Genomic DNA, 26,079 nt, shown 5'->3' with positions numbered 1-26,079 from the left:
GGCGACCACAATGGTCCCGTGATCGTGCTCGCAGCAACGCCCATCGGCAACCTCGGAGACGCCTCCCGGAGGTTGGTCGAGACCCTCTCGAACGCGAGTGTGGTCGCCGCCGAGGACACCCGCACCGCGATCCACCTCATGCGGGCGCTCGGCATCGAGAACCGCCCGCGCCTCATCGCACTGCACGAGCACAACGAACGGGCGAAGGCAGCCGAGGTCGTCGAGCTCGCGCGGGACGAGGACGTCGTCGTCCTCACCGACGCCGGCATGCCCGCCATCAGCGACCCGGGCTTCCCCCTCGTCGAGGCCGCCGCGGCCGCCGGGGTCACGGTCACCGCGTTGCCGGGCCCCTCGGCGGTGCTCATGGCGCTCGCCGTGTCGGGGCTGCCGACCGACCGCTTCAGCTTCGAGGGGTTCCCGACGCGGAAGGGCGGGGAACGTCGGCGGCTCTTCGCGTCGCTCGCCGGGGAGCAGCGGACGATGGTGTTCTTCGAGTCGCCGCACCGGTTGGGCGACACGCTCGCGGACATGGCCGCGGGCTTCGGGGACGACCGGCGCGCGGTCGTCTGCCGCGAGCTGACGAAGCTGCACGAGGAGGTCCGACGCGGGTCCCTCGCGGAGCTCGCGGCGTGGGCAGCTGACGGGGTGCGCGGTGAGATCTGCGTCGTCGTCGAGGGGTCGACCGGTGCGCTCGACGACACGACGATCGAGGACGGCGTCCGGCTGGTGCTGGAGCGGGTGGCCGCCGGGTCGCGCATGAAGGAGGCGGCCGCGGCCGTCGCGGACGCGACGGGGCTGTCGAAGCGCGACCTCTACGAGGGCGCGCTGGCGGCGCGGTAGACGCGAGCGTCACCGGACTGAAGGCGCGGTTCCGGACGCGCACCGCGCCTCCCGTCCGGTTCTCCACAGGTGGCGCGCGGGGCGCGTCATGCGGCTCCCGCCCACCCGTAGGATGGTCCGCATGTCCGACGGGTCCTCGTTCAGCATCACCACGCCGATCTTCTACGTGAACGACGTGCCCCACATCGGGCACGCCTACACCGAGGTCGCCGCGGACGTCCTCGCGCGCTGGCACCGGCAGCGCGGCGACGACACGTGGCTGCTCACTGGCACCGACGAGCACGGGCAGAAGATCCTGCGGACGGCCTCGGCCAACGACGTCACGCCCAAGGAATGGGCCGACCGGCTCGTGACCGAGGCGTGGAAGCCGCTCCTCGACACCGTCGACGTGGCGAACGACGACTTCATCCGCACCACGGACGAGCGCCACGAGCGCGGCGTGACGGCGTTCCTGCAGAAGCTGTACGACGACGGCTACATCTACGCGGGCGAGTTCGAGGGCTTCTACTGCGTGGGCTGCGAGGAGTACAAGCAGCCGAGCGACCTCGTCCCCGGCACCGGTGCGTACGAGGGGCAGCAGGTCTGTGCGATCCACTCGATCCCGGTCGAGGTGCTGTCCGAGCGCAACTACTTCTTCCGCATGTCCGACTTCGAGCAGCGCCTGCTCGACCTGTACGAGTCGAACCCGCTGTTCATCCAGCCGGAGAGCGTCCGCAACGAGATCATCTCGTTCGTCAAGCAGGGTCTGCGCGACCTGTCGATCTCGCGGTCGAGCTTCGACTGGGGCATCCAGATCCCGTGGGACCACGACCACGTCCTCTACGTGTGGTTCGACGCACTGCTCAACTACGTCACGGCGCTCGGGTACGGCACCGACGACGACGAGGCCTTCCAGCGCCTCTGGCCGAGCGTGCACATCGTCGGCAAGGACATCGCACGGTTCCACGCGGTGATCTGGCCGGCGATGCTCATGGCCGCCGGGCTGCCCGTCCCCGAGCGCGTGTTCGGCCACGGCTGGCTGCTCGTCGGCGGCGAGAAGATGTCGAAGTCGAAGCTGACCGGCATCGCGCCGTCGGAGATCACCGACACGTTCGGGTCCGACGCCTTCCGTTACTACTTCCTCCGCGCCATCACCTTCGGGCAGGACGGCAACTTCAGCTGGGAGGACATCTCCGCCCGCTACCAGGCCGAGCTCGCGAACGGCTTCGGCAACCTCGCCTCCCGACTCGTCGCGATGCTGCAGAAGTACTTCGACGGTGCGGTGCCCGAGCGTGGGTCGCTGACCTCCTCCGACGAAGCGATCGACGCGCTCGCGGTCTCCGTCACCGAGCGCGCCGACGCCGCCATCGCCGCGTTCGCGCCGCACGAGGCCATCGCCGCGGTGTGGGAGCTCGTCGATGCGCTGAACGGGTACATCACCGAGCAGCAGCCGTGGGCGCTGGCGAAGGACGACGCGCAGCGCGAGCGGCTCGGCACCGTCCTGTCCACCGCGCTTCGTGGGCTCGGCACCGTCGTCGTCCTGCTCTCGCCGGTCATGCCGAAGGCGACCGAGAAGCTCTGGGCCTCGATCGGTGCCGGCGGATCGATCGCCGAGCAGCGGGTGGACCGTGCCTGGGAGTGGCAGGGTGCCTCGACCGTGGTCCCGCTCGAGTCCGGGTTGTTCCCGCGCATCGAGCAGTCGGAGCAGGGCGCAGCGTGACCGACGCCCACCTCCGCGCCCGTGGTGACGGCGATGGGTCCAAGCGGGACCTGACCTACCCGCCCCTGCCCGAGGCGCTCGTCGTCCCGGTCTACGACAACCACACCCACATGGAGATCGCCGACGGCGGCGACGGCGCGCTGGACTACCGAGAACACCTCGACCGAGCGTCGAGCGTCGGCGTCCGCGGTGTCGTGCAGGTCGGCACCGACCTGGCCACCTCGGAGTGGTCGGCGGCGATCGCTGCTCGTGAGCCCCGGGTCCTCGCCGCGGTGGCGCTGCACCCGAACGAGGCGCCGTCGCTGCAGGAACAGGGCCTGCTCGACGAGCACCTCGTCGGCATCGAACGGCTCGCGGCGCTGCCCCGGGTCCGGGCGATCGGTGAGACCGGTCTCGACTTCTTCCGCACCGGCGAGGACGGCCGCGACGCCCAGGTCCGTTCGTTCGAGGAGCACATCCGCATCGCCAAGGCGCACGACCTCGCGCTGACGATCCACGACCGCGACGCGCACGACGCCGTGGTCGAGGTCCTCGACCGTGTCGGCGCTCCCGAGAAGACCGTGTTCCACTGCTTCTCCGGCGGTCCCGACCTCGCCCGGCTCTGCGCGGAGCGCGGCTGGTACATGTCGTTCGCCGGCACCGTGACCTTCAAGAACGCGGCCCCCCTGCGTGCCGCGCTCGAGGTCGCGCCCCGTCACCTGATCATGGTCGAGACCGACGCCCCGTACCTCACGCCGACGCCGTTCCGCGGCCGCCCGAACGCGCCGTACCTCATCCCGCTCACCCTCCGGTCGATGGCCGACACCCTCGGGACCGACGCCTCGATGCTCGCGGCGCAGATCGCCTCGAACACCGAGCTCGTCTACGGCGCGTGGGACGCCGAGCCCGTGACAGTGGAGCAGTAGTGGCATCGCTCCTCGGCCCGGCGGAGATCCGGGACCTCGCGGCCCAGCTCGACGTCACGCCGACGAAGAAGCTCGGCCAGAACTTCGTGCACGACGCGAACACGGTCCGTCGCATCGTGGCGTCCGGTCGGGTCACCGCCGACTCGAAGGTGCTCGAGATCGGTCCCGGTCTCGGCTCGCTGACGCTCGGGTTGACCGAGACGGGCGCCTCCGTCACCGCGGTGGAGATCGACGGCCGGCTCGCCGCCCAGCTGCCGACCACGGTCGCCACGATGCAACCGGCGGCCCGGCTCGAGGTCATCCACCAGGACGCCCTCACCGTCGCCGCGACGGACCTGCCCGAGGCGCCCACGCACGTCGTCGCGAACCTGCCCTACAACGTCTCCGTCCCGGTGCTGCTCCACCTGCTGGCGACCTTCCCGTCGATCGAGCGGGCGCTCGTCATGGTGCAGGCCGAGGTCGGCTACCGCATCGCCGCAGGCCCCGGCAGCAAGGTCTACGGGGCGCCGAGCGTGAAGGCCGCCTGGTACGGGTCGTGGTCGATCGCCGGACAGGTCAGCCGCCAGGTGTTCTGGCCGGTGCCGAACGTCGACAGCGTCCTCGTCGGGTTCGACCGGCACGACCCGCCCGGGGACGAAGCACTGCGGGCGCAGGTCTTCGCGCTCGTCGACGGGGCGTTCCAGCAGCGGCGGAAGATGCTCCGCCAGAGCCTCTCCGGTGTCCTCGGCAGCAGTGCCCGGGCGTCGGAACTCCTCACCGCCGGCGGGGTCGACCCGACGGCTCGGGGCGAGATGCTCAGCGCCGACGACTTCGTGCGCCTCGGCCGGACGGTCCTCGCCGCGGCGGAGTGACCCCGGCGGCCGCGTCCGCCGTCGTGCTCCAGTGCCCGGGGCGCTGGAACCCCTCCGGCAGGACCGTGGCCGCGTCGCCCCGCGCCGCGTTGACCTGCATCTGCGTGAGGAACACCGCGCCACGGAGATCGGTGCCGCGCAGGTCCGCGTCGCGGAGGTCCACGCCGAGCAGGTCGCAACGGTCCAACCGGGCGCCCCGGAGGTCCGCCGCGATGGCGAGCGACCCGCGCAGCGTCGCCCCGCGCAGGTCGGCCCCGCGCAGGTCCGCGCCGACGAGGTCCGTCCCCGGACCGACCCGCTGGTCGTGGGCACCGACCGGACCCTGCCGACGCGCGATCGCACTCGCCTCGAGCAGGAGCGGACGGGCACGGTCGTACTCCGCGTCGACGTCGAGGGTGGTGAGGTCCTCCGGCGTCCCGTCGCTCAGCAGACGGACGCGCTCGAAGGCCGCGACCCACGGGGTCTCGTCGTGTGTCGCTCGCACGAGGGTGATCGCCTCGTCGAGGTACCGCAGGAGGTCGTGGAGTCGTCGGACGATCGGGAACGTGGCGAACATGGAGCGCCGCGTCTCGGGGTCGTCGCGCCACGAGCGGCCCGCGAAGGTGTGCCGGGAGACCTTCTGCCCGGCCCCCGAGCAGTCGAACACCGTGCAGCCGGAGAAGCCCCGCTCACGCAGGTGCGGGTGGATCCGGCAGCCGTCCGCGTCGTCGAGGTTCGTGCACGGGTCGCCGGCGTCCTTGTCGAACGGGAAGTCCGCGGACTTCGCGAACGCCAGGGCCACGCAGCACAGGCCGAAGCAGTTCGCGCAGTCAGCGCCGAGGTCCTCTCGTCGCCCCAGCTCGACGCGCGTCCGCGTCGCCATCAGTGGTCGTTGACCCGGACGACCGTCCCACCGGTCAGCGACAGCAACTGCTCGAAGGTCAGGGGGAGCACGCTGTTCGCGGTCCCCGCCGCCGACCAGACCGTGTCGTACTCGCGGAGCGCCTCGTCGACCACCGTGCGGATCGGGGCCGGGTGCCCGACGGGGGAGACGCCGCCGATCGGCTGCCCGGTGATCTCGCGGACCCGCTTCGCGGTGGCCATGGTGAGCTCGGTCGCGTCGATCTGGGCGGCGAGCAGGTCCGTGTCGACCCGGTGCCGGCCAGACGTCATCGCGAGCAGGGGTTCCCCGTCGGCGAGGAACAGCAGGCTGCTCGCGATCGCTCCCGGTTCGGTGCCGAGCGCGGCGGCGGCCTGCGCGGCGCTGTGGGTCGAGTCGGGGAGTTCCCGGGCGGTCGCGTCGATGCCGGCTTCGGCGACGATGCGCTGGACGGTGGCGAGGCGGTCGTTCATCACCGTCCATCCTCGTGGGAAGCGGTGTCGAGCGCGAGCACCTGCCCCGAAGTCATGGAAATCCAACATGTTTGCAGACCGGCTCCGTGCCCGCCTACGGTCGTCCTGACGAACCGAAGGAGACACCATGACAAGCACCCGTCGTCCGCATTTCGCGCATCGCACGCTCACTCCTGCTGAGATCGAAGCACGTCGCACCCGACCGACCGGCACCCCGGCGGAACGCGCACAACGGGTCCGCGAGATCCTCAGCACGTCGACCTTCACGATCGCTCCCCGTCCCACTCGTCACACCTGGCGGGGTGTCTGAGGACATGCCGCTGGAGTTCGCTCCGATCGACGAGCCGTACCGTGTCTTCCCGATGGAGGACGTGGCACGGATGCCCGCTGCGGTGGTGCTCCGAGCGGAGCTTCGTCGTCGCCGCACTCGAGCGCAGCGCTCCTGGGCACGACTCGGCCGCCGGCTTCCTCGAACGGATGGTGCTGGCGGACACGACGCTGTTCTGCAACGACGTCCTCGAGCTCCAGCTCCAGGACGCTGCCTTCGACCTCGCCCTCCGAGAAGTTCGTCTCACGGGGACACGCTCGGAGGCATCCGTCTGCTCACACCGCTGCTCGAGGACGTCATGTACTACCGCGAGCGCTTCGGTCTCCCCGCCCTCGACTCGGTCCAGGCGGCGATGGTGATGGCGTCCGGCGCGGACGGCATCGTGACCGTCGACCAGTACTTCGGAGAGGTCGATCCCTCGCTGCTCCCGATCTTCACACCCCAGCAGTTCGTCCGTGGCACCCGAGCGCGTCGACGCTCGAGCGGCTGGACGAGTCCCTGACGAGATCACGAGCGTGATGCGATCGCACCGCCCCTACGATGGCGGCATGACCGACGGGACGGTGCGATCGCACGCGCAGGGGATGGCTGCCGACAACGTGCTCGCGGCGACCGGTCGCACGCCGGACGACTGGTACGCCCGCATCGACGAGATCGACGGACGGACGATCGGGCACGCCGCCATCGCCGCCTGGATCGTCGAACAGGGCGTCGAGCCGTGGTGGGCGCAGGGCGTCACGATCGGGTACGAGCAGGCGCGGGGCCTCCGGATCCCCGGGCAACGATCGGACGGCTCGTTCGCGGTGTCGGCGTCGCGCCAGGTGCCCGGGGAGCGCGAGACGGTGCTCGACGGGGTCGTGCCGGTCTGCACGAAGGCGTTCGGGTTCGCCCCGACCTCGGAACGCCGGGGCGGGAAGCGGCCGTCGGCGCGGTGGACGTTCCCCGATCGCGAGTCGGTGCTGCTCACCACCGAGGACGGCTCCCGGGCGGGCACGGTCCGGATCGCCGTGCAGCGGGAACGGCTCACCGGACCGGAACGCATGCCCGACGCCAAGGCGGAGCTCCAGGACCTGCTCGCGGCACTCTGAACCGGGGTCCCGAACGGGGCACGCGCGGATCGACCGGATGGCCCTAGGCTTCGACGGGTGTCTGCACCCCGTTCCCGTTCCGCACTCGTCCTCCTGCTCACGGCAGTGGTCGCGGGGTGCGCCATCGTGGTCTTCGCCGTGCTCGCGCTCCTCCGGGATCCCTCCGACGACGCCGCGTGGGTGGCCGTCGTGCTGGGCGGGCTGTTCGTCGCGTGGGGGATCACGTTCGACCGCCTCCCCGACGATGACGATGACGATGACGACGGGGACGGCGACCACCACAGCCACGACCAGGGCTGGACGCCCCGCCGCCTCAACGCCGCCCTGTCGACTGGCCTGACGATGACCGGCGCGTACGTCGTGATCCGCGCGCTCGGCCGCCCGGTCGACACGGCGCTGGTCGGGGCCCTCGCGTGGCCGGCCTGGCGACTCGTCAACCGGATCCTCGACGGCGTGATCCGACGGCGCGGAGCCCGCGGCGAGGCGGACGGCGCCACCGACTGAGCGAGACGGACGGCGAGCCGGACGTCAGTGCCCCCGCGACGCCAGCGCCTCGATGAGCTGCTGCTGCGTCCCGTCCCGCTCCGACCACCGCAGCGGCAGCACGTTCTGCACCAGGATCTCCGGCGCGGCGCCGGCCTGCAGCAGCGACACCACCTCGTCGAGGAACGAGGCCAGCGGCATCCCACCGAAGTCGACGCCCTCGCCCATCAGGTCCGTGGCGACCGCCGGCGGCACGAGCTCGAGCACCGAGACGGGTGACCCGGTCAGCTGCTGGCGGAGCGACTGCGTGTACGAGTGCACCGCGGCCTTCGTGGCGCTGTAGGTCGGGGTCGCGGCGAGCGGTGTGTACGCCAGCCCCGACGACACGGTGACGATCGTCGACGCCGGACGACCGAGCAGGTGCGGCAGGAACGCGTCGATGAGGCGGATGGTGCCGAGCAGGTTCGTCTCGACGGTGGCGACGGCGTCGGCCAGGTGTTCCGACGATCGCAGGTCCTCGGCGCGCATGATGCCCGACATCGTGACGAGGGCGTCGAGCGACGGGTAGGCGTCGATGACGGAGGCGGCCGCGGCGGTGATCGACGCCGGGTCGGTGACGTCGAGCTCGACGGTGCCGAAGCCGTACTCGTCGTGCAGCGAGTCGAGCAGGGCGCGACGTCGGCCGCCGATGACGACGGTGCTGCCCGCTGCCTGCAGGCGCTGGGCCAGCCCGAGGCCGATGCCCGAGGTCGCGCCGGGGATGAAGACGGTGGAGTTCGTGATGTCCATGACGACCACGATCCACCTGCCCGACCGCCCGAACCAGAGCGCCGTCATCGGGGGACCGCCGATCCCTGGCACGGTCGCCGGGCCCGGTGCACGATGAAGGCATGGACCGCCCCGGGCTCGCCGACTTCCTCCGCCGCCGCCGCGAACTGCTGCGCCCCGAGGACGTCGGACTCGGATCCGGGCAGCGCCGCCGCACGCCGGGCCTCCGGCGCGAGGAGGTCGCCGCGCTGGCGGGGATGTCCGCCGACTACTACACGCGCCTCGAGCAGCAGCGTGGACCGCAGCCGTCCGAGCAGATGGTCGCGGCGATCGCCCGGGCGCTCCGCTGCAGCCTCGACGAGCGCGACCACCTGTTCCGCCTCGCCGGGCACAACGCGCCCGCACGGGTCCACCGTTCCGACCACGTCGACCCCGCGATCCTCCGGGTACTCGACCGCCTCGAGGACACCCCGGCGATCGTGGTGAACGACCTGGGGGAGACCCTCGTCGAGAACCGGCTCGGGGCCGCGCTCCTCGGCACGACCACGGGGTTGCCGGGCAACGAGCGGTACCAGCCGTGGCGCTGGTTCATGACGGGCTACGAACGGGCGAAGTACGCGCCGGAGGAGCACGAGCGGCTCGCCCGGGCACAGGTCGCCGCACTCCGTGCAGCGGTCGGCGCCGCGGGACCGACGGACACCCGGGCGGCGGAGCTCATCGCCGACCTCGAGGTGAACAGCGCGGACTTCCGAGCGCTGTGGTCCCTACACGAGGTGGCGAGCCGGTGGGAGGACCACAAGACGTTCGTCCACCCCGAGCTCGGTCGCATCACCGTGGACTGCCAGGTGCTCCACACGACGAGCCAGACGCAGGCGCTGCTGCTCTTCACGGCACCGACGGGCAGCGAGGACGCGCAGAAGCTCGAGCTCCTCGGCGTCGTCGGCCAGCAGACCTTCGTCCGCTGACGGAGTAAACCCGCGTCACACACCTGGCGACTCCCGGCAGGCCGTGCCTAGGGTGGCGAGGTGAGCACTCCCCGCGTGTACGTCATCCACGAGAACCCCGAGTGGTTCCCGCCGCTCGCCGCTGCCTTCGAGGCCGAGGGGGTCCCCGTCGAGGAGATCCTCCTCACCGAGGGACAGATCGACCTCGCAGCCGACCCCGAACCGGGCGTGTACTGGTCGCGGATGTCGGCGAGCTCCCACACGCGCGGGCACGAGCACTCGAAGGAGTACACCCGCGCGGTCCTCGGCTGGCTCGAGCGCGCCGGTCGACCGGTCGTCGGCGGCAGCCACGTCCTCGAGCTCGAGGTCTCGAAGGTCGCCCAGCACGGACTGCTCCGGAACGCCGGGTTCGACGTGCCCCGCACCACGGCCGTCTTCGGGCGCACGACGCTCAAGCAGGCCGCCCACGACTTCACCGGCGGCCAGGACGTGCCGTTCATCACGAAGCACAACCAGGGCGGCAAGGGCCTCGGCGTCCGCCGGTTCGACTCGCTCGCCGAGTTCGACGCCTACGTCGACAGCCCGGAGTTCGAGGAGCCCGTCGACGGCATCACCCTGCTGCAGGAGTACCTCACGGCCCGCGAGCCGTTCATCACGCGCGTCGAGTTCGTCGGTGGCGAGTTCGTCTACGCCGTCCGCGTCGACACGAGCGCCGGCAGCTTCGAGCTGTGCCCGGCCGACGCGTGCGAGGTCCCGCAGGTCATCGCGGGTGCTGTCTGCGACGTCCCCGGCACCGAGGCCGCCGGGGCACCCCCGGCGTTCAGCGTCCGCACGGAGGTCACCGCCGAGCACCCGCTCGTCCAGCAGCTCCGCGGGTTCCTCGCGGAGCAGCGGATCCAGATCGCGGGCGTCGAGTTCATGGAGACGACGGACGGTCGCACGGTCGTCTACGACATCAACACGAACACGAACTACAACCCCGCCGTCGAGGAGACCGCGCCGGCCTCCGGCCCGCGCTCCATCGCGCGGTACCTCGGTGGCCTGCTGGAGACGCAGTACGCGGCGCAGCTCACGGCCTGAGAACGCAAGATCCACCGGACTGGAGGCGCGGTGCGGGCCCGCCCCGCGCCTCCAGTCCGTCCCTCCCCACCTCCCCAAGGAACTCACCCCGTGCGATTCGGATACTGGACCCCGCTCTTCGGCGGCTGGCTGCGCAACGTCGACAACGAGAACATGCCGGTCACCTTCGACTACGTGAAGCGGCTGGCGCAGCGCGCCGAGCGGATCGGCTTCGACCTGACGCTCGTGCCGGAGCTCAACCTCAACGACATCAAGGGCACGGCCGCGCCCTCGCTGGAGGCCTGGTCGCTCGCCGCGGCCATCGCGGCGACGACCGAGCGCCTCGAGATCATGGCGGCGATGCGACCCGGGTACCACCTGCCCGCGGTGACGGCGAAGCAGGCCGCGACGATCGACGACATCTCGTGCGGCCGGTTCACGTTCAACGTGGTGAGCGCGTGGTGGGCGGAAGAGGCCAAGCAGTACGGCGGCATCTTCTCGGAGCACGACGACCGGTACAAGCGCACGGCGGAGTTCGTCGAGATCATGAAGGGGCTCTGGCGGGAGACGCCGTACTCCTTCCACGGCGAGTACTACGACATCGAGAACAGCCACCTCGAGCCGAAGCCCCGGGTCACCCCGCGCATCTACGCCGGCGGCGAGAGCGAGGCCGGCAAGGCGGCGATCACCGGGTACGCCGACGCCTACGTGACCCACGGCGGCACCGTCGAGGAGCTCCGGACGAAGATCGCCGAGATGAAGCAGCGCCGTGTCGACGCCGGGCTGCCGCCGTTCGAGGCGTTCGGCATGGCCGCCTACGTCATCGTCCGCGAGACCGAGGAGGAGGCGCAGGCCGAGCTCGCCCGGATCACCGACGTGCAGCACGGGCACGCGTACGAGTCGTACCAGGACTTCATCTCGAAATCGCAGCTCGAGCACGTGCCGTCGCTCGAGGACTACTCGGTGTCGAACCGTGGGCTCCGCCCCGGCTTCGTCGGGACGCCGGAGCAGGTGGCCGCGCGGATCCGCGAGTTCGAGGACGCCGGGGTGGACACGCTGCTGCTGCAGTTCTCGCCGCAGCTCGAGGAGATGGACCGGTTCGGCGAGCAGGTCATCCCGCTCGTCCGGCCGTCCGTGGCCGCGCCGTCCGGGGCGGTCGTCTGATGGGCGACGCCTCCGACGGCACCGAGGCCGGCTGGGCCTTCGAGACCCGGCAGATCCGTGCCGGCTTCCGGGCGGACCCCGGGTTCGGTGCCAACGTGCCGCCGATCGCGCAGAGCGCCGCGTTCGTGTACCCGTCGGGCGAGGACGCGGCCGACCGTTTCATGCTCAACGCGCCCGGTCACACGTACTCGCGGGTGAACAACCCGTCGGCTGCCGCGCTCGAGCGTCGCATCGCCGACCTCGAGGGTGGTGTCGGCGCCCTCGCGCTCGCGTCCGGGCAGGCTGCGACCTCGCTCGCCGTCCTCGGCCTGGCCCGCGCCGGAGACCACATCGTGTCGAGTGCGTCGCTCTACGGCGCGACCTACACGCTCTTCGCCTCCACCCTGGGCGACCTCGGCATCGCGTTCACGTTCGTGCAGGACCCGACCGACCTCGACGAGTGGGCGGCGGCGGTCCGTCCGGAGACGAAGGCGTTCTTCGGCGAGTCGATCCCGAACCCGCGCGGCGACGTCCTCGACTTCGCGGGGGTGGCCGGTGTCGCGCACGAGCACGGCGTGCCGCTCATCGTCGACAACACCATCGCCACGCCGTACCTCGTCCGGCCGATCGAGCACGGTGCGGACATCGTCGTGCACTCGGCGACGAAGTACCTCGCGGGGCACGGCAGCGCCATCGCCGGGCTCATCGTCGACAGCGGGAACTTCGACTGGGCGGCGCACGCCGAGCGGTACCCGCAGCTCGCCACGACCGAGCAGTCCGGGTTCGCGAACACCAACTTCGCGGCGAAGTTCGGGCGGCGCGCATTCATCCAGCGCACCCGCTCGAAGCTCTCCGCCGACCTCGGGCCGGCGATCGCACCCTTCAACGCCTTCCTCGTGCTGCAGGGCATCCAGACCCTGTCGCTCCGGATGGACCGGCACGTGTCGAACGCGGCCGCGGTGGCGACGTGGCTCGACGCGCACGACCAGGTGCTCGGCGTGCACTACGCGGGACTGCCGTCGTCGCCGTGGCACGAACTCGCCCAGCGGTACGTGCCGGCGGGTCCGTCGGCGGTGCTCGCGTTCGACCTCGACGGCGGGGTCGACGCCGGGCGGCGGTTCGTCGCGGCGCTCGAGCTGTTCGACCACGTGTCGAACATCGGTGACGTGCGCTCGCTCGTCGTGCACCCGGCGTCGACGACCCACGTGCAGATGACCTCGGCGGAGCGGGCGGCCGCGGGGGTCGGGGACGGGCTCATCCGGCTGTCCATCGGACTCGAGCACGTGGACGACATCCTCGCGGACCTCGCGCGCGGCTTCGCGGCTGCGTCGGGATAGGTTGGGGGCATGACCACGCTGGCCGCACCGACCCGTGTGCGGACGCGCGCCCCCGGGAAGATCAACGTCTACCTGTCGGTGGGGGCCCTGCAGGACGACGGCTACCACGACGTGGCGACGGCGTACCAGGCGGTCTCGTTGTACGAGGACGTCTCGGCCGAGCCGGCGGACGACTTCTCGGTGACCTTCACCGGGCCGATCGACACCCGGTCGGTCCCGGTCGACGAGTCGAACCTCGCGATCCGGGCCGCTCGCCTCGTGGCCGACGCCGCCGGGTACCGCGGGGGCGTCCGGCTCACCATCGACAAGCAGGTCCCGGTCGCCGGTGGGATGGGCGGTGGATCGGCCGACGCCGCAGCGACCCTGCTCGCCGTCGACACGCTGTGGGGGACCGCGCTCGGGCGTGAGGAACTGCTGCGTCTCGCCGCGCAGCTCGGCGCCGACGTGCCCTTCGCCTTCGCCGGCGGGACCGCCGTCGGGACCGGGCGCGGCGACGAGCTGAGCCCGGCGCTGGCCAAGGGTGAGTTCCACTGGGTGCTCGCCCTGAGCGACGACGGCCTCTCGACGCCCGCCGTGTACCGGGCGCTCGACGAGCACCGTGAGCGGTACCGTGCGGACATCGCGCCGGCACCCACCACGCCCGTGGTCGAGGCGAACGTGCTGCAGGCCCTCCGCGCCGGCGATCCCGACCTGCTCGCGGACTGCCTGCACAACGACCTGCAGGCCCCGGCGATGCGCCTCCAGCCCGCGCTCGCGACGACGCTCGAGATCGGTGAGAAGGCCGGTGCCCTCGCCGGACTGGTGTCGGGCAGCGGGCCGACGGTGGCGTTCCTCGTCGCCGACCGTGATGCCGCGCTCGAGGTGCAGGTCGAGCTCAGCGCCGCCGGCATGGTCGCGGTGCGTGCGGCCGGACCGGTGCACGGCGCCCGCGTCCTGCACTGACCGCGAGCCCCGTCGGCCGGTCAGTTCCGGACGAACTCCGTGATGACGACCGTGCCGGTCTTCCAGTGCTCCTTCGCCGTGAAGCCGTGCTCCGCGAGCACCGCGGCGGTCTCCGGCTCGATGTTGCGCGCCTTCACCGTCCCGCCGACGAACCAGACCGTGTCGATGTCGCCCAGGCGGCTCGGGATCGTCGTCTCGAGGTCCCCGGTCTGGTTCCACAGGACGCCGGACTCGGCTCCGACCTTGCGCACGCCGAGGTCCGTCATGCCCGCGAACGCCGACGGGTAGGAGACGCGGATGACGTCGGCGGTGGTGCCGGGGTGCCCGTAGACGCTGCCGAACACGACACCCTCGTCGGCGTCGGCGCGGTTGGTGCTCCGCTCGGCGGCGATGATCGAGGCGGCACGGGCCCAGGTCGAGTCCTGCTTCGCGAGCGGCTCCTTCACGGCGATGGCCGTCGGCACCGACAGCACGAGGACGGCGGCCACGGCGGCGGCGAGCAGTGCCTTCGGCCGGACCAGGGTCAGGGCGAGGGCGATGAGCAGTGCGACGAACGGCAGGCTGAGCGTGGCGTACTTCGGGGAGTACAGGTGCTTCCCCATCGCCGTGGCGAGCACGAGCGCGGCCGTCGGGATGACGACGAGCGGCACGGCGACGCGGACCGCCTGCGCGCGGACGAGCGACCGGACCGTGGCGGAGCGCCGGTGTGCCTCGACGAGGGCGAACACCGTGCCGACGAGCATGAGCGCCCACGCACCCGCGGCGTACACGTCGACGCCGCCGAACCACGCCGTGGCGAACACCTGCACACCCGTGCGTTCGCCGATGCCGGCGATCCACGCGACCTGCTTCGACTGCGAGGCGACCTCGACGACGAGCGGCGAGACGGCCACGGCGGCGAAGGCGGCTGCGACGGCCCAGCGGACCAGGACCCCGCGGGTGACGAGCGCCGGACCCAGGTCGTGGCCGCGGCGGGACACCGTGGCGCGACGGACGGCCGCGCGGCGGGCGACGAGCGTCCACAGCAGGGTCACGGCGTGCGCGACGACCGCGAGCGAGAGGTAGACGTTGAACGTCACCGAGACGAGTGCGAGTGCTCCGTAGGCCGCCCACCAGTGCAGGCTGCGACCCGTCCGGGTGCGGCGGACCGCGGTCAGGCCGACGAGGGTGAGGCAGACGGCCAGGGTCGTGATCGTGGCGTACGGCCGACCTTCGGACCCGGCCCACTGCACGCGGGGCAGCGCGAGGAACACGAGCCCGGCGGTGATGCCGAGTCGAAGTCCGCCGAGCCGGCGCCCGAGCGCGACGAGGAGCCCCGCCGCCACGCCGATGGCCAGGGCGCTCGGGAACCGCAGCGTGAACGGCGTGTACCCGACGAGCCAGAACCAGACGTGCATCAGCGAGTAGTAGAGCCCGTGCACGGCGTCGACGCTGTGCAGCTCGGCCCAGAGCTGCGGCCAGGTCCGCTGGGCGCTCGTGACCGTCGCGGCCTCGTCGTACCAGAGCGACGGGACCCAGGCGAAGGCGGCGCAGACGATCACGCCGAACGCGCCGACCGTCAACTCGGGCGTACGGACGACGGCGGTGCCGATGCTCGACACGAGGCCGCGGAACCAGGAGCGGGAGCGGGCACGGACCGGCGCGATCCCCGACGTTCGGGGGATGCTGATGGTGCCGGTCCGTGGTGCAGTCACGGTGAGGACGGTATCCGCGGCGGCTGGGCAGGTGCCCGGCGTCCCCGCAGCCCAGACTGAGAGTTCCACATACCGGTATCGTGCGGAGGACCATGACGAAGCTCCGCATCCGCGACGCCGCGCGGTACCTCGGCGTCAGCGACGACACCGTCCGGCGGATGGTCGACGCCGGGACCTTCACGCGGGGGACGGACCCCTCCGGACGGACCGTCGTGGACGCGCGGGAACTCGCGGCGCACATCCGCGGCACCGGCGGGCAGCTCGACGACCCGTCGGGGACGAAGAGCTCGGCGCGCAACCGGTTCGTCGGGATCGTCACCGACCTCGTGGTCGACGGCGTGATGGCGCAGGTGGAGCTGCAGAGCGGCCCGCACCGGGTCGTGTCGCTCATGAGCGCCGAGGCCGTCCGCGACCTCGGGCTCGAGGTCGGGACGGTCGCCGTCGCATCGGTCAAGGCGACGATGGTGTCGGTCGAGGTGCCGGCGGAACCGACCGACGCATGACCGACGACCGGCAGACGAGCGACGACCGCCGTCGGTTGCTGTCCCGGACCGCGGCGCTCCAGGGCGCGGGGGACCGGGCCGTCCGGGCGCTGTCCGAGGCGAGCGTCCTCGTCGTCGGTGCCGGTGGCCTCGGCGCGCCCGTGCTCACGTACCTGGCCGGGTCGGGACTCCGCCGCGTCACCATCGTCGACCACGACGTCGTCGACACGTCCAACCTGGCACGGCAGACGCTCTTCGCCGCGGCGGACGTCGGCCGACCCAAGGCCGAGTGCGCGGCCGAGCGGGTGCGGGGCGTCGACCCGGAGCTCGAGGTCGTCGCACTCGCCGAGCCGTTCCACGCCGACCACGTCGCGGGCCACGACGTGGTCGTCGACGCCGCGGACAGCGTCGAGGTCACACGGGCGATCTCGGACGCCTGCTCCACGGCCGGAGTCCCGTTCGTGTGGGGCACGGTCCTCGGCACCGACGGGCAGGTGTCCGTGTTCCACGACGCCGGGTCGGAGCCGATCGACTTCCACGACCTGCACCCGGACGCCCTGCCGGACGAGGGGTCCTGCGCGCTCGACGGCGTGCTGCCCGCGCTGTGCGGCGCCGTCGGCTCGGTGATGGCGGCCCAGGTGACCGCGCTCGTCGCCGGCATCGGGGAGCCGTTGACCGGCAGGGTGCTCACGGTCGACGCCCGGCGGTGGCGCTGGACCGAGAGCACGCTGCGACGTGGCCCGCACTCCCGGCGTCCGGTCCCCTCGGTGGACGAGGCCCCGCCCCGGATCGCCCCGGCGGCACTCGCCGCCCGACTCGACCGGACCACCGGCGGCAGCGGCGGACCCGTCCTCGTCGACGTCCGCACCCCGGCCGAACGCGCCACCGGGATCGTCCCCGGCAGCATCCCGCCGGACGACCTCGCCGCAGACGACGACCGACCCGTCGTCGTGGTGTGCGCCAGTGGCGTCCGCGCGACCGCCTGGGCACGCGCAGCCCGTGCCGCAGGTCGTGACGCGACGGTCCTCGACGGTGGGATCCAGGCCTGGGACAGGGAGGGCCTGCCGACGATCCGGCCCACGGCGACCGCAGATGCGGATACGATCGAGCGATGACGACGCACGTGCGGAACGCCGCCCTCCTGATCGCCGCGACCGCCCTCGTCGCCGTCGGCCTCGCCGGCTGCAGCACGGCCGACACGGCTAGCACGGCCGGCACGGCTGGCACGGCCGGCACGACGGACACGACCGCCCCGAGCATCAGCGCGAGCAGCACGGCCGGGGCCCCGACCGGGAAGATCACCGTCTTCGCCGCGGCGTCGCTCCAGAAGACGTTCACGACGCTCGGCGAGCAGTACGAGGCCGCCCACCCGGGGACCACGATCACCTTCTCGTTCGCCGGCTCGAGCGACCTCGTCACGCAGATCCAGAACGGCGCCCCCGCCGACGTCTTCGCGTCCGCCGACGAGGCGAACATGGACAAGCTCGTGAAGACCGACATCGCCGCCGGTTCGCCGCGGGACTTCGCCACGAACGTCCTCGAGATCGCCGTGGCTCCCGGCAACCCGAAGGGGATCAAGGACCTCGACGACCTGACCGCCTCGGACGTGCAGCTCGTCACCTGCGCCACCCCGGTGCCGTGCGGTGCCGCGACCGCGAAGGTCGAGCAGGCCACCGGCGTCGACCTGCAGCCGGTCAGCGAGGAGCAGTCGGTGACCGACGTCCTCGGCAAGGTCGAGTCCGGCCAGGCGGACGCGGGACTCGTCTACGTCACCGACGTCGAGGGTGCCGGCGGCAAGGTCGACGGCGTCCGGTTCGACGCGGCGTCGAAGGCCGTCAACACCTACCCGATCGGTGTCCTGAAGGACGCGTCGAACCCCGACCTCGCGGCGGCGTTCACGGCGTACGTGCGTTCCGACGCCGGCCAGAAGGTGCTCGCCGACGCCGGCTTCGGAGCGCCCTGACCCGTGCCCGACCACACTGACCGAACACCCCGGGCGAGCCCGTCCGTCCGCACCCCGGTGCCGTGGTGGCTGCCGGTCCCGGCGGTCCTCGGCGGCCTGTTCGTGGTGGTCCCGGTCCTGGCGATGGTCGGCCGCGTCGACTGGGGGTCGTTCGGCGCACTCGTCACGTCGCCCGCGTCGCTCACCGCCCTCGGACTGAGCCTCGGGACCGCTGCCGCCGCGACGGGCATCGCCTTCGTGCTCGGCTACCCGCTCGCCGTCCTGTTCGCCCGGTCCACGTCGCGGTGGATCGGGGCCGCACGCGCCCTGGTCCTGTTGCCGCTCGTGCTGCCGCCGGTCGTCGGGGGACTGGCCCTGCTCGCGGCGTTCGGTCGGCTCGGCGTCGTCGGGGCGTGGCTCGACGACCACGGCCTCCGGATCGCCTTCACCACGACCGCGGTCGTGATCGCGCAGACCTTCGTCGCGATGCCGTTCCTGGTGTCCTCGATCGAGGGTGCGCTGCGCGTCGGCGGTGACCGGTTCGAGCGGGTCGCCGCGACGCTCGGCGCGTCCCCGACCCGGACGTTCCTGACGGTGACGACACCGCGGGTGCTCCCGGGCATCCTGGCCGGCCTCGTCCTCTGCTTCGCCCGTGCCCTCGGGGAGTTCGGCGCGACCCTCACGTTCGCCGGCAGCCTGCAGGGGGTCACCCGGACGCTGCCCCTCGAGATCTACCTGCAGCGCGAGATCGACCCGGACACCGCGGTCGCGCTGGCGCTCGTGCTGGTCGTCATCGCGCTCGTGGTCATCGGCGCCTCCGCGCTCCGCACCCGGACGGCACTCGCATGAGCCGCGAGCGTCCGGCGCACAGCGGCCTCCGCGCCCACGTCGTCGTCCCCGACCGCGGCGTCGACGTCCACCTCGACGTCGCACCGGACGAGTGCGTCGCGCTGGTCGGGCCGAACGGCGCGGGCAAGTCCACGGTCGTCGAGGCCCTCGCCGGACTGCTGCGCATCCGGTCCGGATCGGTCCTGCTCGGCGACCGCGACCTCACCGGCGTCCGAGCGCACCGACGCGGGGTCGGGCTCGTCGCCCAGCGCGCGGACCTCTTCCCCCACCTGTCGGTCGCCCGCAACGTCGGCTACGGACCGCGCGCGGCCGGTTTCGGGGGCCAGGAGGCGCGGCTCCGCTCCGACGCGGCCCTCGCCGCCGTCGGCGTGGCCGGTCTGGCGGACCGCGCACCGGGGACGCTCTCGGGAGGGCAGGCCCAGCGCGTGGCGATCGCACGGGCCCTCGCCACCGAGCCGGCGCTCCTGCTGCTCGACGAGCCCACCTCGGCGCTCGACGTCGACGCCCGGGCCGAGGTCCGCTCCGCCCTCGGGACCGCCCGGACCGGTCGACCGACGGTCCTCGTCACGCACGACCCGCTCGAGGCCGTCACCCTCGCGGACCGCATCGTCGTGCTCGAGGGCGGCCGGGTCGCCGAGCAGGGGCCGACCGCCGTCGTCCTCGGGCGTCCGACCAGCGCGTTCGCGGCGTCCTTCTCGGGCCTGACGCTCCTGCGCGGCACCGCCACCCGGGGTGGGATCGCCCTCGACGACGGGGGCGCGCTCGCGTCGTCGACCGGCACCGCGCCTCCTGGCTCGTCCGCCCTCGCCGTCTACCACCCGACGGCCGCCGTCGTGACGCGTGACGGTGCCGGGCCGGAGCGCCGGGTGACCGGACTCGAACCGCGGGACGGGCTCGTCCGGGTGCGGGCCGGCGACCTCGTGGCGGACGTCACGGTCGCGGTGGCTGCGGCGCTGGGGCTCGCGCCGGGGGACGCCGTGCGGATCGCGGTCCCGGCGGACGAACTGACGGTCTACCGGCCGGACGGACCCACGCCGGACTGAGCCGGACACGGCCGCGGGGCTCAGCTGCCGGACTCGGCTGCCGGGCTCAGCCGCCGGGCTCAGCCGCCGGCGAAGGGCGGCATGACGTCGACGACCGCCACGCCGTCGAGCCCGGTCGCCCGATCGCGCGTGGTCACCCCGTCGACGAGGTACGAGCAGCGCTCCTGCAGTGCCCGCCACCGATCGGGGTCGTCCGCGGTCACCGACCGCAGGGCCTCGTCGAGCGTCGCTGCCTGCACCGCGACGTCGTCCACGCCCACCGCTGCCCGGGCCGCGGCGAAGAACCGGATCGTCGTCACCGTCATCCGCCGATCGCGCTCATGCCCCGGGTGGGGTGCACCAGGTCGTCGCTGTCGTCGCCGTGGTCGCGGGGCTTCGCCCACATCGCCAGGCGCCAGAGCTCGGCGACCTCGTCGTCGGAGGCACCCTGGCGCATCGGGCCGAGCACGTCGGTCTCGTCGTCCGAGAAGAGGCAGCTGCGGACGTTGCCGTCGGCCGTCAGACGGGTGCGGGTGCAGTCGGCGCAGAACGACTCGGTGATGCTCGCGATGATGCCGATCGTGCCGAGCTCCGCACCGACGCCGCCGTCGGCCGTCCGTGCGAGCACCCGGAAGCGCTCGGCCGGCGCGCCGTCACGGGGCGCCTCGTCCGGCACCAGGGCGAAGGACTCGGACAGCATCGCCCGGGTCTCGGCCGCGGTCACCATCGACGTGCGGTCCCAGGCGTGGTCGGGGTCGAGCGGCATCTGCTCGATGAACCGGAGCTCGTAGCCGCGGTCGAGGCACCACCGCATGAGGTCCGGCGCCAGGTGGTCGTTCACGCCCCGCAGCAGCACCGCGTTGACCTTGATCGCGAGCCCCGCTGCCCGGGCGGCCTCGAGCCCGGCGATGACCTTGTCGAGGAACGGGCGCCGGGTGACGGTGGTGAAGACGTCCGGGTCGACGGTGTCGAGTGACACGTTCACGCGTCGGAGGCCGGCGTCGTACAGGGCGGCTGCGCGGTGGGCGAGCCCGATCGCGTTCGTGGTGAGCGACAGCTCCGGGGCGTCGGGGAGCGCGGCGCACCGGGCGATCACGTCGACGAGGTCGTGGCGGAGCATCGGCTCACCGCCGGTGAAGCGGACCTTGCGCACGCCGAAGCGGTCGGTCGCGAGCCGGACGAGCCGCTCGATCTCGGCCGCGGTCATGAGTGCGTCGTCGGGGGCGAACGGCAGCCCGGCCGCCGGCATGCAGTAGGTGCAGCGCAGGTTGCAGCGCTCGGTGAGCGACACGCGCAGGTCGACCGCGCGCCGCCCGAACCGGTCGAGCAGGCCGCCGGTCGAGCCGAGCATGGTCGCGGGTGCCATGTGCGTCAGCGTACGGGGTCGGCGGGTCCTCCACCTGATGACATCGCGAGCGCTCGTTCCCGGAAGGCGAGCCGGCGCCCCCAGCGCTCCCAGTCGGACCGCCGGGTGCGCACCAGCGTGACGACGATGACGACGGCGACCGCGGCGGCGAGCCACCAGCGGTACGCGTCCGCCGACGGCCAGACGCCGCGCAGGGCGATGGCGAGCCCGATCGACAGCCACTCCCAGCGGCCGGAGAGCACCACGAAGGGGATGAGGAGCAGCGCGTACCAGGGGTAGCGCGGGCTCACCGCGAGGAACGTCACGCCGATGAGGAGGACCTCGCCGGACCACGGCCGCGCGGGGTCGGACAGCCGCCACGCCACGAACGCCGCCAGCAGGACGAGCAGTCCGACCACGAGCGTCGCCGCGTCGCCGTGGAAGACGAGTGAGACCAGGGCGAACCGGGAGCCGTCCTCGTAGCCCTCTTCCGACAGGTACCCGGGCAGGTAGCCGAGGACGTCGAGGCCCGTCGTCAGCACGTACGGCACGTAGAGCAGCCCGAACACCGCGATGCCGACCGGGATCGCCCACCAGTTCCGCCACCGACCGAGCAGTGGCGGGTACACGATCGCGGGGATGAGCTTCGTCGCGGTCGCGGCGCCGAGGGCGATCCCGCCCCAGATCGGGCGGCCGAAGGCGACGAGCACGGCGCCGGCGGTGGCCAGGGCCGCGCCGAGGGCATCGACGTGCGAGTTGGTGACGGCTTCGGACGCGACGAGCGGGGACCACGCCCACAGTGCGGCCCACCACGTCGGTCGTCCGAGCTTGCGGAGCACGACGACCAGGCCCAGGGTGACGCCGAGCGACAGGAGCAGCCCCGCGACCTGGAACGGCATGTACTGCGCGGTGGCCGGCACGAACGCCCGCACCGCCGCGAACCAGAGCTGGGCCATCGGCGGGTAGATCGTCACGACGTCCGGGCGGTTGATCGCGACGCAGTGCCCGTCCGCGCCGTCGCCGAGGCCGCGGAACCGGGGCTCGAGGGGCTTGCACGTGCCGTCGACCTTGTCGGGGAAGAGCCAGTCGGGGCGCAGACCGGACAACGCGGTCGACTGCGGCGTGTGCGCGTACGGCGAGATCCCGGCGTGCTGCACGATGCCGTCCCAGGCGTAGCGAGCAGAGTCGGTACTGGTGTTCGGCGGCCCGGCGATGGCGGCGAGCCCGACCACCAGGCCACCGCCGACCACGAGCCACGTCATCCACTTCGCGGGGACGAACCGCAGCGCGAGCACCGCGAGCGCGAACACCGTCCAAGCGATCAGGGTCCACGCAACGAATGGGGAACGATGACCGGACCGGAGGAACCCCAGATGCGTGACGCCGAAGGCGTTGACGCCCGACAGAGCGAGCACGCCGACCACGGCCAGCACGGTCGGCAGGAGTCGGCCGGGGCGAAGTCGTTCACTCATGGTGCGACGAGGCTATCCATGGTCCGCGGGCTGCTCCTGGATGCACGATCCGCGATGGCGTCGCCGAACCGGAACGCGCGGACGGCGGTCGTCCTGGGGCGGTTGCTCGGGGTGGCGTTCCTGGTCTGCTTCGCGACCGGCGTCTACAGCTACTTCCTGCAGCAGCCGCTGCCGTGGATGCGGTTCCCGACCCGTCCCGCGCAGCTCTACCAGTTCACGCAGGGCGTGCACATCACCGCGGGGATCGCGATCATCCCGCTGCTGCTCGCGAAGCTCAACACGGTCATGCCGGCACTCGCGCAGACCCCGCCGGTGCGTGGGCCGCTGCACCTGCTCGAGCGGCTGTCCATCGCGGTGTTCGTGGCGTCGGCGATCGTGCAGGTGACGACGGGCCTGCTCAACACGTACCAGTGGTACCCGTGGCCGTTCCCGTTCAAGCAGGTCCACAACGCGCTCGCGTACGTGCTCATCGGGTCGCTCGTGCTGCACATCGGCGTGAAGCTCCGGCTGATCACCCGGTACTGGCGGAAGCGGGACTCGTACGACGAGCACGGCCGGTTCGTGGTCGACCCGGCCGCGGGGAGCGAGCTGCTCTCGCCGTCCCAGGAGGCACGGGTCGACCCCGCCACGTCGGCTCCGGCACCGCAGGCGGTCGCGTCCTACCCCCGCGGCATCACCGGCCGCGTGCTCCGCTGGGTCGACGGCGTGCCGGCCGAGCCGGCCGTCCCGGCCGTCCCGGCCGACGCTGCCGAGACTCGTCCCGGCGGACCGGACTCGGCGTCCGCGACCCGAGCGGCGTCCGCAGAGCCGAGTGTCGGTGTGCCGCAGGCCGGTGCGGCGGAGGCGAGCCGCGCCTCCAGGGCCACACCGGAGGCGACCGACGGTCGACGTGAGCGGATCGCCCGACGCGGGTTCTTCGCCGGTGTGACCGCCGCGACGGTCGGTGTCGTGGCGTTGACCGCCGGACAGTCGAGCACGCTCGCCGAGCCGTTCAACGTGTTCGGTGCCCGACAGCGGCACCGCGGGCCGAACGACCTGCCGGTCAACCGCACGGCCCGTGCCGCCGGTGTGCTGGCCACCGCCACCGCCGCCGATTGGTCCCTGACCGTCGTCGGGCACGACGTGGTCCGCACCTTCTCGCGAGCCGAGCTCGTCGCGCTCGGCACCGCCGAGGCCGAGCTCCCGATCTCCTGCGTCGAGGGCTGGAGCCAGATGGCGACCTGGAAGGGCGTGCGCATGCGCGACCTGCTCGGCGCCGTGCAGGCGGCGCCGGGGTCGCACGTGCGGGTGACGAGCCTCGAGCGGCACGGCGGCTACCGCATCATGGACATGGGCCCCGAGTACGCCGAGGACCCGACGACGCTCGTCGCGCTCGAGCTGAACGGCGCGAGGCTCGACCTCGACCACGGGTTCCCGGCGCGGATCATCGCTCCCGGACGACCCGGTGTGCTGCAGACCAAGTGGATCGAGAAGATCGAGGTGATCGCATGAGGGCCGCACGCATCGTGCTCGTCGTGGTCGGGGTGCTCGTCATCGCGTTCGGGGCGTACGTCCTCGTGACGACGGTCCGACCGAACCGGATCTGGGGGCTGGCGACCTGGCTCCTCGGGGCCGTGATCCTGCACGACGCGATCCTGTCGCCGTTCGTCGTCGGAGTGGGGCTCCTGCTCCGCCGGACCGGGCGGACGCTGCGTGGCTGGGCGCTCGTCGTCGTGCAGGCGGTCGTCGTGCTCGGGAGCGTCCTCGCGCTCGTGGTCCTGCCGGAGATCGCGGCCAAGGCGCACGGGCAGAAGAACCCGACGGTGCTGCCGTTCGACTACGGCGCGCGGTTGCTCCTCGTCGAGGGGGTCCTGCTGCTCGTCGTCGTGGTGGTGCTCGTGGTCGCCGCACGTCGTCCGGCACACGTTCGAGCGAGTACTGGTTGAACCGACAACCTTTCGGTAGACTCGACGCATGACCGACGACACCCCGTGGCTCACCCGCGACCAGCTGCGCGCGTGGATGAAGCTCGTCGCGGTCATGGAGCTCCTGCCGGCCGCGCTCGACCAGCAGCTCCAGCGCGACGCCGACCTGACGCACTTCGACTACATGGTCATCGCGATGCTCTCCGAGACCGACTCCCGGACGCTCCGGATGTCGGCGCTCGCCTCGGCGACGAACGCCTCGCTGCCGCGGCTGTCCCACGTGGTGTCCCGGCTCGAGAAGCGCGGCCTCGTGGCGCGCTGTCCCTCGACCGACGACCGGCGCGCGACCGACGTCCGGCTGACCGACGCCGGCTACGCGACCATCGTCGACGCGGCGCCCGACCACGTCCGGACCGCCCGTCGTGTGGTGATCGACGCGCTGAGCGACGAGCAGGTCGGGCAGCTCGACGGCATCGCAGCGGCCCTCCTCAGCCGGCTCGATCCCGAGGGACGGTTCGCCGCCCTGACCTACCCGCGCGACGACGACGAGCCCGCCATCTGCGAGGCCCGGCTGACCGGCACGGCCACCGACTGACGCCACCGTCACGCACGTCTGCGGGCCGTGGGCGTTGCAATAGGCTCGCCGCATGACCGAGTCCGCCGCGCCGTCCGACACGTACTCCTACCTCGGACCCGCAGGGACCTTCACCGAGGCTGCGCTCAAGCTCGTGGACGCCGCGGCCGGCAAGCCCTGGCGGAGCGTGAACAACGTCGGCGAGGCCCTCGACGACGTCGTCAGCGGCCGGTCGATCGGTGCCGTCATCGCCATCGAGAACAGCGTCGACGGCGGGGTCAGCGCGACGCAGGACGCCCTCGCCCGGATCCCCGGCGTGCGCATCGTGGGGGAGTACCTCGTCCCCGTCGACTTCGTGCTCGTCGCCCGCCCCGGCACCGCGCTCGCCGACGTCCGCACCGTGAACGCCCACCCCGTGGCCTACGCCCAGACACACAACTGGCTCGAGGCGAACGTCCGCGGCCACGGGCACATCCCGGCGTCCTCGAACGTGGCGGCCGCAGCAGCCCTGCTCGACGAGCACCCCACCGCCGACGCTGCCGTCGCACCCCCGGGGATCACCGACCACTACGCGCTCGAGGTCCTGGCCTCGTCGATCGGGGACAACGCCTCGGCGGTCACCCGGTTCGTGCTCGTGTCGAAGACCCTCGCGCTGCCCGAGCCGACCGGGGCCGACAAGACCAGCGTCATCGTCGAACTGCCCGCCGACCACCCCGGCGCCCTGGTCGACATGCTCGAGCAGTTCGCGACGCGGGGCATCAACATGGGGTTGCTGTCCTCGCGGCCGATCGGCGACGAGCTCGGGCGGTACCGGTTCGTCATCGACCTCGACGGGCACGTGCGGGACGAGCGCGTAGCGGACGCACTGCTCGGCCTGCGGCGGTTCAGCCCGCGCGTGACGTTCCTCGGGTCGTACCCGCGGGCCGACGGGGTCCGGCCCGAGGTGCCCGCGCGCTACTCGGACGTCGCGTTCGTCGAGGCGCGCGACTGGCTGCGCGCGATCGTGTCGGGCGAGCCCGAGGCGCGCTGAGCGCTGCGCGCCCGCTGCCCGCCGCGCGCTGCGCGCTGCGCTGCGC

General features: G+C 72.5%; 28 protein-coding genes. 21 read left to right on the top strand and 7 right to left on the bottom strand.

What is annotated here, in order from left to right; all coding sequences use genetic code 11:
- Positions 1-18: 18 nt before the first annotated feature.
- The 4 genes from rsmI to rsmA all read left to right on the top strand — a co-directional run bounded on the left by rsmI (position 19) and on the right by rsmA (position 4,295).
- Positions 19-840 carry a 16S rRNA (cytidine(1402)-2'-O)-methyltransferase gene (rsmI, locus tag BIV01_RS10930; protein ID WP_070418096.1) on the top strand — a complete coding sequence of 274 codons (822 nt, stop codon included), beginning with the start codon at positions 19-21 and terminating at the stop codon, positions 838-840.
- A 121-nt stretch (positions 841-961) separates the two neighbouring features.
- Positions 962-2,539 (top strand): methionine--tRNA ligase, encoded by a 1,578-nt coding sequence (gene metG, locus BIV01_RS10925; protein ID WP_071302829.1) that lies wholly within the window; start codon positions 962-964, stop codon positions 2,537-2,539.
- On the top strand, positions 2,536-3,444 hold the full coding sequence (locus BIV01_RS10920) for a TatD family hydrolase (protein WP_071302828.1): 909 nt from the start codon (positions 2,536-2,538) through the stop codon (positions 3,442-3,444). Before metG ends, BIV01_RS10920 begins: the two co-directional genes overlap by 4 nt.
- Positions 3,444-4,295 (top strand): 16S rRNA (adenine(1518)-N(6)/adenine(1519)-N(6))-dimethyltransferase RsmA, encoded by an 852-nt coding sequence (gene rsmA / locus BIV01_RS10915; RefSeq protein ID WP_070418099.1) that lies wholly within the window; start codon positions 3,444-3,446, stop codon positions 4,293-4,295. The genes BIV01_RS10920 and rsmA overlap by 1 nt, the downstream gene beginning before the upstream one ends.
- Here the strand turns inward: rsmA and BIV01_RS10910 are convergent.
- Positions 4,240-5,157, bottom strand: a complete 918-nt coding sequence (locus BIV01_RS10910; RefSeq protein ID WP_071302827.1) for a pentapeptide repeat-containing protein — start codon at positions 5,155-5,157, stop codon at positions 4,240-4,242. The two genes, rsmA and BIV01_RS10910, sit on opposite strands and share 56 nt — an antisense overlap.
- Positions 5,157-5,627, bottom strand: a complete 471-nt coding sequence (locus BIV01_RS10905) for a YbaK/EbsC family protein (protein WP_071302826.1) — start codon at positions 5,625-5,627, stop codon at positions 5,157-5,159. The genes BIV01_RS10910 and BIV01_RS10905 overlap by 1 nt, the downstream gene beginning before the upstream one ends.
- A gap of 626 nt (positions 5,628-6,253) precedes the next feature.
- On the opposite strand from BIV01_RS10905, the gene BIV01_RS10900 reads away from it, so the two are divergent.
- Genes BIV01_RS10900 through BIV01_RS10890 form a run of 3 tightly spaced genes read left to right on the top strand, consistent with a single transcriptional unit; the run spans position 6,254 to position 7,547 of the window.
- A complete protein-coding gene (locus BIV01_RS10900; RefSeq protein WP_071302825.1) occupies positions 6,254-6,457 on the top strand; it encodes a hypothetical protein in 204 nt (67 codons plus the stop codon).
- A gap of 46 nt (positions 6,458-6,503) precedes the next feature.
- Positions 6,504-7,043 (top strand): hypothetical protein, encoded by a 540-nt coding sequence (locus tag BIV01_RS10895; protein WP_071302824.1) that lies wholly within the window; start codon positions 6,504-6,506, stop codon positions 7,041-7,043.
- Between the two features lie 57 nt (positions 7,044-7,100).
- Positions 7,101-7,547: a hypothetical protein gene (locus tag BIV01_RS10890; RefSeq protein WP_139199299.1), complete on the top strand. Its 447-nt coding sequence runs from the start codon at positions 7,101-7,103 to the stop codon at positions 7,545-7,547.
- A gap of 24 nt (positions 7,548-7,571) precedes the next feature.
- Here BIV01_RS10890 and BIV01_RS10885 read toward each other — a convergent pair whose 3' ends face one another.
- A complete protein-coding gene (locus BIV01_RS10885; protein WP_071302902.1) occupies positions 7,572-8,315 on the bottom strand; it encodes an SDR family oxidoreductase in 744 nt (247 codons plus the stop codon).
- A 101-nt stretch (positions 8,316-8,416) separates the two neighbouring features.
- Between BIV01_RS10885 and BIV01_RS10880 the strand changes: the two genes are divergently transcribed.
- The 5 genes from BIV01_RS10880 to BIV01_RS10860 all read left to right on the top strand — a co-directional run bounded on the left by BIV01_RS10880 (position 8,417) and on the right by BIV01_RS10860 (position 13,719).
- A complete protein-coding gene (locus BIV01_RS10880; protein ID WP_071302822.1) occupies positions 8,417-9,259 on the top strand; it encodes a helix-turn-helix transcriptional regulator in 843 nt (280 codons plus the stop codon).
- A 60-nt stretch (positions 9,260-9,319) separates the two neighbouring features.
- Entirely contained in the window at positions 9,320-10,318 is a 999-nt protein-coding gene (locus BIV01_RS10875) for an ATP-grasp domain-containing protein (protein ID WP_070418106.1), read from the top strand.
- Positions 10,319-10,408: 90 nt separating this feature from the next.
- Positions 10,409-11,461 (top strand): LLM class flavin-dependent oxidoreductase, encoded by a 1,053-nt coding sequence (locus tag BIV01_RS10870; RefSeq protein WP_071302821.1) that lies wholly within the window; start codon positions 10,409-10,411, stop codon positions 11,459-11,461.
- A complete protein-coding gene (locus BIV01_RS10865; RefSeq protein WP_070418108.1) occupies positions 11,461-12,777 on the top strand; it encodes an O-acetylhomoserine aminocarboxypropyltransferase/cysteine synthase family protein in 1,317 nt (438 codons plus the stop codon). Before BIV01_RS10870 ends, BIV01_RS10865 begins: the two co-directional genes overlap by 1 nt.
- 9 nt (positions 12,778-12,786) lie before the next feature.
- Positions 12,787-13,719, top strand: coding sequence for a 4-(cytidine 5'-diphospho)-2-C-methyl-D-erythritol kinase (locus BIV01_RS10860; RefSeq protein ID WP_071302820.1), 933 nt, complete (start codon positions 12,787-12,789; stop codon positions 13,717-13,719).
- 20 nt (positions 13,720-13,739) lie between these two features.
- Here BIV01_RS10860 and BIV01_RS10855 read toward each other — a convergent pair whose 3' ends face one another.
- Positions 13,740-15,413 (bottom strand): glycosyltransferase family 39 protein, encoded by a 1,674-nt coding sequence (locus tag BIV01_RS10855; protein ID WP_071302819.1) that lies wholly within the window; start codon positions 15,411-15,413, stop codon positions 13,740-13,742.
- Positions 15,414-15,505: 92 nt separating this feature from the next.
- Here BIV01_RS10855 and BIV01_RS10850 point away from each other — a divergent pair, with 92 nt between their 5' ends.
- From BIV01_RS10850 to BIV01_RS10830, 5 genes are read left to right on the top strand one after another with little or no spacing between them, the layout of a single operon-like run.
- Positions 15,506-15,916 carry a TOBE domain-containing protein gene (locus BIV01_RS10850; protein WP_071302818.1) on the top strand — a complete coding sequence of 137 codons (411 nt, stop codon included), beginning with the start codon at positions 15,506-15,508 and terminating at the stop codon, positions 15,914-15,916.
- Positions 15,913-17,010, top strand: coding sequence for a ThiF family adenylyltransferase (locus tag BIV01_RS10845; protein WP_071302817.1), 1,098 nt, complete (start codon positions 15,913-15,915; stop codon positions 17,008-17,010). Before BIV01_RS10850 ends, BIV01_RS10845 begins: the two co-directional genes overlap by 4 nt.
- Positions 17,007-17,858, top strand: coding sequence for a molybdate ABC transporter substrate-binding protein (modA, locus tag BIV01_RS10840; protein ID WP_071302816.1), 852 nt, complete (start codon positions 17,007-17,009; stop codon positions 17,856-17,858). The genes BIV01_RS10845 and modA overlap by 4 nt, the downstream gene beginning before the upstream one ends.
- Positions 17,859-17,861: 3 nt before the next feature.
- The gene (locus BIV01_RS10835; protein WP_071302815.1) at positions 17,862-18,686 is read left to right on the top strand and encodes an ABC transporter permease; all 825 of its coding nucleotides are present in this window, start codon (positions 17,862-17,864) and stop codon (positions 18,684-18,686) included.
- On the top strand, positions 18,683-19,729 hold the full coding sequence (locus BIV01_RS10830; RefSeq protein ID WP_071302814.1) for an ABC transporter ATP-binding protein: 1,047 nt from the start codon (positions 18,683-18,685) through the stop codon (positions 19,727-19,729). The genes BIV01_RS10835 and BIV01_RS10830 overlap by 4 nt, the downstream gene beginning before the upstream one ends.
- A gap of 59 nt (positions 19,730-19,788) precedes the next feature.
- On the opposite strand, the gene BIV01_RS10825 is transcribed toward BIV01_RS10830, so the two are convergent.
- From BIV01_RS10825 to BIV01_RS10815, 3 genes are read right to left on the bottom strand one after another with little or no spacing between them, the layout of a single operon-like run.
- Entirely contained in the window at positions 19,789-20,034 is a 246-nt protein-coding gene (locus tag BIV01_RS10825; protein ID WP_070418116.1) for a MoaD/ThiS family protein, read from the bottom strand.
- Positions 20,031-21,074 carry a GTP 3',8-cyclase MoaA gene (gene moaA, locus BIV01_RS10820; protein WP_071302813.1) on the bottom strand — a complete coding sequence of 348 codons (1,044 nt, stop codon included), beginning with the start codon at positions 21,072-21,074 and terminating at the stop codon, positions 20,031-20,033. The genes BIV01_RS10825 and moaA overlap by 4 nt, the downstream gene beginning before the upstream one ends.
- A gap of 5 nt (positions 21,075-21,079) precedes the next feature.
- On the bottom strand, positions 21,080-22,525 hold the full coding sequence (locus BIV01_RS10815; protein WP_083413960.1) for a glycosyltransferase family 87 protein: 1,446 nt from the start codon (positions 22,523-22,525) through the stop codon (positions 21,080-21,082).
- 54 nt (positions 22,526-22,579) lie between these two features.
- Here BIV01_RS10815 and BIV01_RS10810 point away from each other — a divergent pair, with 54 nt between their 5' ends.
- From BIV01_RS10810 to pheA, 4 genes are read left to right on the top strand one after another with little or no spacing between them, the layout of a single operon-like run.
- Positions 22,580-24,016, top strand: coding sequence for a molybdopterin-dependent oxidoreductase (locus tag BIV01_RS10810; RefSeq protein ID WP_071302901.1), 1,437 nt, complete (start codon positions 22,580-22,582; stop codon positions 24,014-24,016).
- Positions 24,013-24,450, top strand: a complete 438-nt coding sequence (locus tag BIV01_RS10805; protein WP_071302811.1) for a hypothetical protein — start codon at positions 24,013-24,015, stop codon at positions 24,448-24,450. The genes BIV01_RS10810 and BIV01_RS10805 overlap by 4 nt, the downstream gene beginning before the upstream one ends.
- 28 nt (positions 24,451-24,478) lie before the next feature.
- Positions 24,479-25,024, top strand: a complete 546-nt coding sequence (locus BIV01_RS10800) for a MarR family winged helix-turn-helix transcriptional regulator (protein WP_070418120.1) — start codon at positions 24,479-24,481, stop codon at positions 25,022-25,024.
- A 52-nt stretch (positions 25,025-25,076) separates the two neighbouring features.
- On the top strand, positions 25,077-26,033 hold the full coding sequence (gene pheA / locus BIV01_RS10795) for a prephenate dehydratase (protein WP_071296051.1): 957 nt from the start codon (positions 25,077-25,079) through the stop codon (positions 26,031-26,033).
- The last annotated feature ends 46 nt before the right edge of the window (positions 26,034-26,079 follow it).

The organism is Curtobacterium sp. MCBA15_013, from assembly GCF_001865095.1.
In the GTDB taxonomy this organism is placed as follows: domain Bacteria; phylum Actinomycetota; class Actinomycetes; order Actinomycetales; family Microbacteriaceae; genus Curtobacterium.
This window is presented reverse-complemented; position numbering and strand designations above follow the sequence as displayed.

Excerpts from the sequence above, each read along its gene's own strand:
- metG (WP_071302829.1), top strand. The coding sequence starts at position 962 with ATGTCCGACGGGTCCTCGTTCAGCATCACCACGCCGATCTTCTACGTG.
- BIV01_RS10910 (WP_071302827.1), bottom strand. The coding sequence starts at position 5,157 with ATGGCGACGCGGACGCGCGTCGAGCTGGGGCGACGAGAGGACCTCGGC.
- BIV01_RS10905 (WP_071302826.1), bottom strand. The coding sequence starts at position 5,627 with ATGAACGACCGCCTCGCCACCGTCCAGCGCATCGTCGCCGAAGCCGGC.
- BIV01_RS10900 (WP_071302825.1), top strand. The coding sequence starts at position 6,254 with ATGTACTACCGCGAGCGCTTCGGTCTCCCCGCCCTCGACTCGGTCCAG.
- BIV01_RS10895 (WP_071302824.1), top strand. The coding sequence starts at position 6,504 with ATGACCGACGGGACGGTGCGATCGCACGCGCAGGGGATGGCTGCCGAC.
- BIV01_RS10885 (WP_071302902.1), bottom strand. The coding sequence starts at position 8,315 with ATGGACATCACGAACTCCACCGTCTTCATCCCCGGCGCGACCTCGGGC.
- BIV01_RS10880 (WP_071302822.1), top strand. The coding sequence starts at position 8,417 with ATGGACCGCCCCGGGCTCGCCGACTTCCTCCGCCGCCGCCGCGAACTG.
- BIV01_RS10865 (WP_070418108.1), top strand. The coding sequence starts at position 11,461 with ATGGGCGACGCCTCCGACGGCACCGAGGCCGGCTGGGCCTTCGAGACC.
- BIV01_RS10860 (WP_071302820.1), top strand. The coding sequence starts at position 12,787 with ATGACCACGCTGGCCGCACCGACCCGTGTGCGGACGCGCGCCCCCGGG.
- BIV01_RS10850 (WP_071302818.1), top strand. The coding sequence starts at position 15,506 with ATGACGAAGCTCCGCATCCGCGACGCCGCGCGGTACCTCGGCGTCAGC.
- BIV01_RS10845 (WP_071302817.1), top strand. The coding sequence starts at position 15,913 with ATGACCGACGACCGGCAGACGAGCGACGACCGCCGTCGGTTGCTGTCC.
- modA (WP_071302816.1), top strand. The coding sequence starts at position 17,007 with ATGACGACGCACGTGCGGAACGCCGCCCTCCTGATCGCCGCGACCGCC.
- BIV01_RS10830 (WP_071302814.1), top strand. The coding sequence starts at position 18,683 with ATGAGCCGCGAGCGTCCGGCGCACAGCGGCCTCCGCGCCCACGTCGTC.
- BIV01_RS10825 (WP_070418116.1), bottom strand. The coding sequence starts at position 20,034 with ATGACGGTGACGACGATCCGGTTCTTCGCCGCGGCCCGGGCAGCGGTG.
- moaA (WP_071302813.1), bottom strand. The coding sequence starts at position 21,074 with ATGGCACCCGCGACCATGCTCGGCTCGACCGGCGGCCTGCTCGACCGG.
- BIV01_RS10815 (WP_083413960.1), bottom strand. The coding sequence starts at position 22,525 with ATGAGTGAACGACTTCGCCCCGGCCGACTCCTGCCGACCGTGCTGGCC.
- BIV01_RS10810 (WP_071302901.1), top strand. The coding sequence starts at position 22,580 with ATGGCGTCGCCGAACCGGAACGCGCGGACGGCGGTCGTCCTGGGGCGG.
- BIV01_RS10805 (WP_071302811.1), top strand. The coding sequence starts at position 24,013 with ATGAGGGCCGCACGCATCGTGCTCGTCGTGGTCGGGGTGCTCGTCATC.
- BIV01_RS10800 (WP_070418120.1), top strand. The coding sequence starts at position 24,479 with ATGACCGACGACACCCCGTGGCTCACCCGCGACCAGCTGCGCGCGTGG.
- pheA (WP_071296051.1), top strand. The coding sequence starts at position 25,077 with ATGACCGAGTCCGCCGCGCCGTCCGACACGTACTCCTACCTCGGACCC.